The organism is Deltaproteobacteria bacterium (assembly GCA_019912665.1).
Classification (GTDB): Bacteria; Desulfobacterota; GWC2-55-46; order GWC2-55-46; family GWC2-55-46; genus UBA5799.
The window spans coordinates 119779-128357 of the sequence record JAIOIE010000032.1 but is presented as its reverse complement, the minus strand read 5'-3'; the positions used below and the strand labels follow the sequence as shown (position 1 = coordinate 128357).

11 protein-coding genes and 1 other RNA gene are annotated in these 8579 nt (G+C 58.4%); 1 reads left to right on the top strand and 11 read right to left on the bottom strand.

Annotated elements, in window-relative coordinates:
• Nucleotides 1-245: hypothetical protein (locus K8I01_13270; GenBank protein ID MBZ0221385.1), on the top strand; the 245-nt coding region annotated here is incomplete at its 5' end.
• 30 nt (nucleotides 246-275) lie between these two features.
• Here the strand turns inward: K8I01_13270 and K8I01_13265 are convergent.
• The 11 genes from K8I01_13265 to ffs all read right to left on the bottom strand — a co-directional run bounded on the left by K8I01_13265 (nucleotide 276) and on the right by ffs (nucleotide 8496).
• Entirely contained in the window at nucleotides 276-722 is a 447-nt protein-coding gene (locus tag K8I01_13265) for a GatB/YqeY domain-containing protein (protein ID MBZ0221384.1), read from the bottom strand.
• Nucleotides 723-913: 191 nt separating this feature from the next.
• Complete coding sequence (locus K8I01_13260) at nucleotides 914-1501, bottom strand: GTPase domain-containing protein (GenBank protein ID MBZ0221383.1); 588 nt, start codon at nucleotides 1499-1501, stop codon at nucleotides 914-916.
• Between the two features lie 228 nt (nucleotides 1502-1729).
• A complete protein-coding gene (locus K8I01_13255; GenBank protein MBZ0221382.1) occupies nucleotides 1730-2212 on the bottom strand; it encodes a roadblock/LC7 domain-containing protein in 483 nt (160 codons plus the stop codon).
• Nucleotides 2213-2426: 214 nt separating this feature from the next.
• Nucleotides 2427-3362 (bottom strand): pyruvate ferredoxin oxidoreductase, encoded by a 936-nt coding sequence (locus K8I01_13250; protein ID MBZ0221381.1) that lies wholly within the window; start codon nucleotides 3360-3362, stop codon nucleotides 2427-2429.
• A gap of 68 nt (nucleotides 3363-3430) precedes the next feature.
• The gene (gene porA, locus K8I01_13245) at nucleotides 3431-4621 is read right to left on the bottom strand and encodes a pyruvate ferredoxin oxidoreductase (protein MBZ0221380.1); all 1191 of its coding nucleotides are present in this window, start codon (nucleotides 4619-4621) and stop codon (nucleotides 3431-3433) included.
• Complete coding sequence (locus tag K8I01_13240) at nucleotides 4621-4902, bottom strand: 4Fe-4S binding protein (GenBank protein MBZ0221379.1); 282 nt, start codon at nucleotides 4900-4902, stop codon at nucleotides 4621-4623. The genes porA and K8I01_13240 overlap by 1 nt, the downstream gene beginning before the upstream one ends.
• 29 nt (nucleotides 4903-4931) lie before the next feature.
• A complete protein-coding gene (locus tag K8I01_13235) occupies nucleotides 4932-5537 on the bottom strand; it encodes a 2-oxoacid:acceptor oxidoreductase family protein (GenBank protein ID MBZ0221378.1) in 606 nt (201 codons plus the stop codon).
• Between the two features lie 87 nt (nucleotides 5538-5624).
• A complete protein-coding gene (recR, locus tag K8I01_13230; protein ID MBZ0221377.1) occupies nucleotides 5625-6221 on the bottom strand; it encodes a recombination mediator RecR in 597 nt (198 codons plus the stop codon).
• A gap of 110 nt (nucleotides 6222-6331) precedes the next feature.
• Complete coding sequence (locus K8I01_13225) at nucleotides 6332-6655, bottom strand: YbaB/EbfC family nucleoid-associated protein (protein ID MBZ0221376.1); 324 nt, start codon at nucleotides 6653-6655, stop codon at nucleotides 6332-6334.
• Nucleotides 6648-8324 (bottom strand): DNA polymerase III subunit gamma/tau, encoded by a 1677-nt coding sequence (gene dnaX, locus K8I01_13220; protein ID MBZ0221375.1) that lies wholly within the window; start codon nucleotides 8322-8324, stop codon nucleotides 6648-6650. Before dnaX ends, K8I01_13225 begins: the two co-directional genes overlap by 8 nt.
• A gap of 73 nt (nucleotides 8325-8397) precedes the next feature.
• An RNA gene (gene ffs, locus K8I01_13215) (signal recognition particle sRNA small type) lies at nucleotides 8398-8496 on the bottom strand.
• Nucleotides 8497-8579 lie beyond the last annotated feature (83 nt).

Sequence of the window (8579 nt, the reverse complement as noted above, 5' to 3'; positions counted from 1 at the left end):
AGGGGCCCGTTGAAGCTTCCCGGCGTAACGCCGGGAAGCTCCGACACAAGAGGAAGATTTCCGGATTTGCATCCGCTCGCTCGACCCCGAAAAAGCTCTGGTGTCTCTGCTCGCTTTTGTGTGTTCACGAGGTGGGGGAGGAGGCCGAGAAGCGAGCCTTACCCTCAAAAACCGCACGGCAGTGCGGAAAAGGCCTTTTGCAAAGCAATCCTGAAATCAAAAAGGGCTCAAGCCTTTGGACTTGAGCCCTGTAAAAATGCCTTTAGCGCGGGCGTTCAGCCCCCCAGCACCTCTTTCACTATATCGTTCACGAGCTTGCCGTCTGCCTTGCCCTTTACAAGCGGCATGACGGCCTTCATGAGTTTGCCCATGTCCTTGGGCCCGGCTGCGCCGGTTTCCTGGGCGGCCTTCTTTATTATATCTCTCACCTCGTCCGCCGAGAGCTGGGGCGGGAGATAGCCCTTGAGGACCTCGACCTCCTTCGATTCCTTCAGGACGAGATCCTCCCTTCCGCCTTTCCTGAACTGGTCGATTGAGTCCTGCCTCTGCTTTATGAGGGTCGAGAGGACCGAGACGACCTCTTCGTCGTTCAGCTGGTGCTTTGCGTCCACCTCCTTGTACTTTATGGCGCTAAGGAGCATCCTCAAGGTGGAGAGCCTGTCCTTGTCCCCGGACTTCATCGCGGCGACCATGTCCCTGTTGATATCGTCTCTCAAGCCCACGGCAAGTCTCCTGTCGGTTTTTTTTTAGGTTTAAGAGGTCCGGTGCAAAAAACTCAAAGCACGTCAGGCTGCGCGAAAAACCCAAGCCGCAAGAAGTCAAATGAGTGAGGAATGAGGCGTACTCTCCTGTACGCCGGAGTGTCCAATTTTGAAGACGACGCCTTGAAGCGGGCTCTTTTCAGCAGCCTGTCTTAGGAGCTCTTCTTGAGCTCTATCAGGACCAGCTTGACTATGGTCTTCAATGTCTCGAATACGCCGGTGCCGTCGCTTGCCACGGCCTCGAAGTCCGGCACATCGTCCGGGTTAAGGACCTTCTTTAGCTCGGCTACCGGGACCGCGCTCGGGAGGTCCCTCTTGTTGTACTGGACGACGTAGGGGACCTGGGCCAAATTGTAGCCCTGGTCCTCGAGGTTCACCTTCATGTTCTCAAAACTCTCGATATTGGCGTCCATCCTCTCGGCCTGGGAGTCGGCTACGAAGACTATGCCGTCCACGCCCTTCAGGATGAGCTTCCGTGAGGCGTCATAGAATATCTGGCCCGGAACGGTATAGAGGTGGAACCTGGTTTTGAAGCCTTTGATGTCGCCGAGCGCCAGCGGCAGGAAGTCGAAGAAAAGGGTCCTTTCAGTCTCGGTCGCAAGGGTTATCATCTTGCCCTTGGCGTCCGGCCTGGTCTTCCGGTAGATATGCTGCAGGTTCGTGGTCTTGCCGCAGAGGCCCGGCCCGTAGTACACGATCTTGCAGTTTATTTCCCTCGAGGAGTAATTAATGAACGACATTTGTCCTTCGTCTCAAGAACCCCCCCGGGGTCTTCCGGGACGGCTGCCGCAAGCTCGGAAATAAGGACGGCACTGAAAGATTAAAGGAAACAACTAAAAATTGATTTTTCCCGCTTTTCCCGGAAGGCCGGGGATAAAAAGCGGAGCATATTATAATAATGTGAGCATTTTTCCCCGTGCTACGCAGAGCCCGGGTGAAAAGAATCAATTTTTAAAGGTTGTCTAAGGCTAATTGAAGAGCCTCTCTATGTCCTCGTCGGATATCTCCTCGAGGAGGCTCTCTTTCCGGGTCCCGCCGGCCATCCTGGCCAGGAGTTTCTGAATGGAGCGGCCCAGGTCCTCGCTCGCCTTCCTCACCCTGAGCCTCACAAGGCCTAGAGACGACCTCTTGTCGAATATGACGACCAGGATGACGCGCTGCTCTATCAGAGATATATGGATGTTGTCCTTTTCGCCCTCGTGGAAGAGGATGGAGAACTCTTTCTCGCCGATGAGTTTCGCGAGGCCGCCGGTTGCGGCTATGTTGCCTGCGGTGAGGGAAGCAAGGGATGTGGCGTCAATGTCCCTCGTCTCTCCACTTGACGCAATGAGCTGGCCGTCTTTGTCAACCAGGTACACGCATTTCGCGTTCGCTTCCCTGAGGAGCTTGTCAATCGAGGAGGTTATCTCCCTGTACTCCTCCTCGTACATCACAAATGAGCTCTGAGGCATCTACGGACCTTCTCCTGACGGATGGGGAAAAAGAGCCCCTCCGCCTTCTTCCGCCGCTCCCTGCAGGGGCGGCAAACAGTTCGACTTAAAGGGGCTCGTCCTTTTTGATAACGGTATTATTCAGTCCCGGAGAACGCAGGGTTCGCGGAAGTCCGGGACCTCTCGGTTTGAAGCGGCCCTTGAGCTTCCAGGGGGGCCTTCCCTTACGCGCCTTTTACAGGCGCTTGCCTTCCAGGTCCAGGAGCCGCTGCCATTCGGCATCGACCCTCTTCTGGAACTCCTCGAGTAGTCCGGCGTTCTCGGGCTTAAAGAGGTGCTTGAACCTGCCCTGGGGCTTAAGCCAGTCAACGAGCGGCTTCTTCTCCTTGGGCTTGTAGTTTATCTTCAATACCCCGTTCTCGACCTCGTAGAGGGGCCAGTAACATGTATCGACAGAAAGCTTCGCCAACTTTATCGAATCTTCGGATTTCGTGTACCAGCCGAGCGGGCAGGGGGACATGACGTTCATGAAAGTCGGCCCCTGGGTCTTAAGCGCCTTCTCGGCCTTCTTCGACAGGTCCGACCAGTTATGCGGGCTCGCCTGCGCCGCGTATGGGATATCGTGCGCGACCACTATCCTGGTGAGGTCCTTCCTCCACTGCTTCTTGCCGGGTATGACCTGGCCGGCGGGCGAGGTGGTCGTATTGGAATAGAAGGGCGTCGCGCTCGACCTCTGGATGCCGGTATTCATGTACGCGCCGTTGTCATAGCAGACGTACAGGAAGTTGTGCCCGCGCTCGAGGGCCCCTGAGAGCGCCTGAAGCCCTATGTCGTAGGTGCCGCCGTCGCCGCCGAAGGCCACGAACTTTATGTCCTTGTCGCCTCCGGGGAGCGCGCCCTTTTTCTTGAGCGCCTTGTAGGCCGATTCAACCCCGCTTATGGTCGCGGCCGCGTTCTCAAAGGCCGAGTGTATCCAGGGCACCCTCCACGCCGTGTACGGGTAGATGGTGGTGCCGACCTCGAGGCATCCGGTAGCGGTGGTGGTGACCACAGGCCCGTTTGCCGCGCGGAGCACCAGTCTCACTATGGGCGGGATGCCGCAGCCCGCGCAGAGCCTGTGTCCGCCGGAGAAAAGCTCCTGCTGTTTTGAAAGATCCTTGAGAGTTGCCATATTTTAACCTCTCCAAGCCCCGAAGGGCCTTGTTTTCTTTTTGTGAGCGCCGTCTTTCCGGCGCGTCCTTACAGGGTGATGTACTTTACGAGGGTCTCCACCCTGCCTGTCTCGGCGGCCTTGAGTGCTTCATCGAAGACCTCTACCGCGTCCTTTACCTTGTAGTCCCTTCCGCCCAGGCCGTATATCCGGTTCATGACCCTGGGCCTTGAGTCCAGGTCGTAGAGCGCGGAGCGGACCTCGGAGAAGACCGGCCCGCCGAAGGCGTTCATGGAGTCCGCCCTGTCGAGCACCATGACGGCCTTGCAGCCTTTCAGGGCCTCGGCTATTTCCTGCCAGGGGAAGGGCCTGAAGAGCCTGGGCCTAAGAAGCCCCACCTTCTTCCCATCCTTCCTTAGCGCGTCAACCGCCACCTTTGTGGTGCCCGCGGCGGAGTTCAAGACCACTATCGCGGCCTCGGCGTCCTCGAGCCTGTATGTATCGAAGAGGCCGTACTCGCGGCCGAACCTCTTCCCGAAATCCTTCATCACCTCGATGGCCGCGCCCTTGGCCCTTTTCATGGCCTCGGACTGCTGGCGCTTGAACTCGATATAAGTGTCCGGAAGGGTCATGGCGCCGAAGGTCGGGGCCCCTTCGATATCAAGGAGCGAGGCCTTGGCGTTGTACGAGCCTATGAACTGCCTGACCTCCTGGTCGTCCAGGAGCGAGATGTTCTCTATAGCGTGGCTCGTTATGAAGCCGTCCAGGCACACCATCGCGGGCAGGAGCACGTCCTTGTGCTCGGCTATCCGAAGGGCCATGAAGACGTTGTCATAGGCCTCCTGCACGGTCTCGGAATAGAGCTGCACCCAGCCCGAGTCCCTTGCGCCCATCGAATCCGAATGGTCGCAGTGTATGTTTATGGGGGCCGAGAGGGCCCTGTTAACGTTCGCGAGCACTATCGGGAGCCTCATGCCCGAGGCTATGTAGAGCATCTCCCACATGAGGGCAAGGCCCTGCGAGGAGGTCGCGGTCATGACGCGCGCCCCGGCGGCGGCCGCGCCTATGCAGGCGCTCATGGCCGAGTGCTCGCTCTCTACGGTTATGAGCTCGGTTGTGACCTCGCCGTCGGCCACATAGCCCGAGAAGTCCTCCACTATCTGCGTGGAGGGCGTTATCGGGTAGGCGGCGCAGACGTCGGGGTTTATCTGCTTCATGGCATAGGCCACGGCGGAATTCCCCGTGAGCCCAGTCTGCCCCTTCGTCGCCGTTATAGCCATTATTCGGCCTCCTCTACCATTTTTATCGCCTTCACCTTGTCCGGGCACTCGACCGCGCAGATGCCGCAACCCTTGCAGTGCTCAAGGTCGAACCCGGCCATCTTGCCTTCCTCGGTCACGACCGCGGAGTCCGGGCACATGACCCAGCATATGAGGCAGCTCGTGCATTTATCAAGGTCCACGACCGGGCGGAGCTTCCTCCAGCCTCCGGTCGAATAATCATGGGCCGTGCCGCCCTTCGGTATGACCCCGCCAAGGGGGTATTCCTTTTTCTCAACCATTTATTGAATCCTTTCCGGGATTGTGCTTTTTAGCCCCTTACTTCCTCGTAGCCCCTGCCCATGGCGGCCACGTTCCCCTCTATCACCTTCGGGCTGAACTTCTTGGAGTAGTTCTCCTTAAAATTCTCGACAAGGCCCTCGAGCGTTATGAACGAAGTTGCCTTTGCGAGCGCCCCGAGCATGGGGGTATTGGGCATCATCCTGCCTATGGTCTCGATAGATATCTTCGCGGCGTCCAGCGTGAAAACCTTCACGCCATTCCTCCCCTCAAGCCCCAGCTCTTTCCTCATCTCCTCAGGGCCCTTGGGCGTATTCACTATGAATATCGCGTTCTCCGGGGTCCCTTCGGTGACTCCTCCCGAAGACTCCATGCCGCCGGAGAGGTTCATGCCGATAAGCGTGGGGTCTGCTATGAGGACGTATCTCGGGTTCGTCACCTGGCAGTGGAGCCTTATCGGCTCTTCCGATATCCTGTTGTAAGCCTTGACCGGCGCGCCCATCCTCTCAGGGCCGAACTCGGGGAAGGCCTGGACAAATTTGCCTGACCGGAGGCACGCTTCCCCAAGGACCTTGGCCGCGGTCACGACCCCCTGCTGGGCCCTTCCGTGCCATCTTACTTCTATGTAGTTCTCCATCATCCTCTTCCTTTGGATTATTTTTCATTCAAGCGCGGGCCGGATTTTATAAAGCTCAACTCGCGCTATCCTCACCCCGGCCTCTCCTTACAGCTCTCTTCTCCCTTCGAGCGCCCTGCCGAGCGTTGCCCCGTCCATGAACTCGACATAGCTGCCGACGGGTATGCCGGAGGCAAGCCTCGTGACCCTCGCCCCGTAGGGCTTGAGAAGCTTCGTAAGGTAGGTGGAGGTGCCCTCCCCTTCGGAGTCGAAGCCGGTAGCGAGAATGACCTCGCTTATGCCGCCGGCCTCAAGCCTTGAGACGAGCTCGCGTATCCTTATCTCCTCGGGCCCGACGCCCTTTAGCGGCGCGAGATTTCCGTGGAGCACATGGTATCTCCCCCTGTAGCCGCCCATGGATTCTATGGCCATCATGTCCTTGAAATCGGAGACCACGCATATTATCGAATGGTCCCTCTGCGGGTCGGCGCATATCCTGCACGGGTCTTCCTCGGAGAAGGTCATGCACACGGAGCAGAGCGCCACCTTGTCCTTGACCGAAGCTATTGCCCCGGCAAGACCTGCGGCGAACTCCCTGTCCGAATTCAGGATGAAAAGCGCGAGCCTGGTGGCCGTCTTCTCCCCTATGCCCGGGAGCCTCGAAATAGCCCTTATCAGGTCATTTATAGGCCCCGCGTACTGCATCCTTCAAAATCCATCCTTGTTCCGCCGGGCTCTATCCCGGAGATTCACATCCAACTGGGCTTAAAAGGGCCGTGTTAAAGGAGGCCCCCCGAAACCCCGGTATTTGGTGATTAGAAAAGCCCGCCCGGAAGGTTAAGCCCCAGGCCTGAGGTAAGCTTGCCCATCTCCTCCTGGACCATCTCCTTGCTTTTCCTTAAGCCCTCGCTAACTGCAGCCACTACAAGGTCCTGGAGCATTTCGATGTCCTTGGGGTCCACAACGGAAGGGTCTATCTTTAAAGCGACAAGCTCCTGGCTGCCGTTTACCGTAGCGGTAACCATGCCGCCGCCGCTTGAGGCTTCGACCGTCTTCGAGGCAAGCTCCTTCTGCATCTGGGCCATCTTTTCCTGCATCTTCTGGGCCTGCCTCATGAGATTGCCCAATTGCTTAGACATTGGTCCTCCTCCGGTCCTCTATGATCCTCCCGCCGAGGATGCGAAGAGCATCCTTGACGACTGGGTCTGTATCCTTTTTCGCCGCGGTGGGCGCGCCTGCTGCAACGCCGTTTATCCTTACCGAAACGGGCCGCCCGTAAAACTCTCCCAGGCACGCCTCCAGGGTTTCCCTGTTTACCGAAAGCCTTGCCCCTGTCCTCGCCCCGGCGCTGATGTTTACTATGCCGTCCTGCAGCTCAAGGGCCGCATCCTTCAGAAGCTCATGGAGCTCCGGCTTTCTCTTACTTATGAACTCGATTGGCCCGGGGGCTCCGGAACTGCATTCCGGTTTCTTATCCTGGAGCCGGGTATCCTTCTCCGCCCCGGTCTTTTCCCCCGGGGAAGCGCTCCCGGCCTTCGCCTTCTCAACCGGCCTTTCGTCGCCCTGCCCTTCTTTTTTCCAGGGAAGCTGGGGCCCGCCCCTTTCAGCGGCTGGCTTCGGGGCCGAAGGGATGCCTACGCCGAATCCCGGGCCAGGCCCCGGGCCGAGCCTTGATGCCAGCGACTCGAGCCTTTCCATGACCGAACCCAAAGGTTCGAGCTCGTCAAGGTGTGCCGCCCTGAGGAGCGCCATCTCGAGCGCGTACCTGGGGTGGGCTGACCTGGATACCTCTTCGTAGCCCTTCGAGAGGACCGTGAAGATCATCTGGAGCCTTTCGTGCCCCACCCGCTCCGATATCGCCCGGAGCCTCTCAATCTCGCTGTCAGGAAGGTCGAGTAGAGTGCTTTCCCCCGTTGCCTTGAGTACGGCCAGGTCCCTCACATGCTCAAGGAGGTCGCTCAAGGCCTTCTTAAAATCATACCCAAAATTATATACTTTTTCAACAATATTCAGACACGCGCTTGCGTCCTTGCCGATGACCGCCTCAGAGAGCTCGTAGAGCACGGTCCTGGCCATGAGGCCCAACGCCTCGGCCACGTCCGCCTCCTTAAGCTCTCCCCCGGAGAAGGCCAGGGCCTGCTCAAGGAGGCTCTGGGAATCCCTCATGCTCCCGTCCGCTTCCCTTGCTATGAGATACAGTGCCTTGTCCTCGAATTTTATCCCCTCGCGCCCCGCTATCTCGACCAGGCGCGCCTGGATGTCCCTGAAGGGTATCCTCTTGAAGTCGAACCGCTGGCACCTCGAAAGTATGGTCGCGGGTATCTTATGCACCTCGGTTGTGGCAAAGATGAAAACGGCATGGGGCGGCGGCTCCTCAAGCGTCTTAAGTAGCGCGTTGAAGGCTGCCGTCGAGAGCATGTGGACTTCGTCGATGATATAGACCTTGTACTTGCCTTCTGAGGGCACGTACCTTACGCTCTCGGATATCTCCCTTATGTTGTCTACGCTGTTGTTGGAGGCGCCGTCTATCTCGAGGACGTCGACGGACGAGCCGAGCGCAACGCCCCTGCAGGACGGGCACTCGTTGCACGGGGCCGCCGTGGGGCCCTCGGAGCAGTTCAGGCACTTGGAAAGTATGCGGGCCGCGGTGGTCTTGCCAACGCCCCTCGGTCCGGAGAAGAGGTATGCGTGGGCAATTCTCCCGGAGGCGATGGCGTTCCTGAGGGTCCTCGTGACATGGGCCTGGCCCACGACCTCGTCAAAGACACCGGGACGCCACTTCCTCGCTATGACCTGGTAGGAAGACATTCAAATGGCCTTTTTTTCCATCAGGGGATTTGCCCGACAGAAGGATGGAACAGGTCGGCTTGCGGACGCCGTTGATAGCCAGGCACCCTTGCGGCACATGGGCGGAACTGTTACCGTTGCTTCCTTCCGGACCTGGCGGGGTTTACAGCCCTCCATTGCGCAAGACCCGGCTATCAACGGCTGCCGCAAACCTCTCCCGGACACGCTGTCCGGGCCTATTGATTATATACCAGAAAAAGACTTAAAGACCAAGCG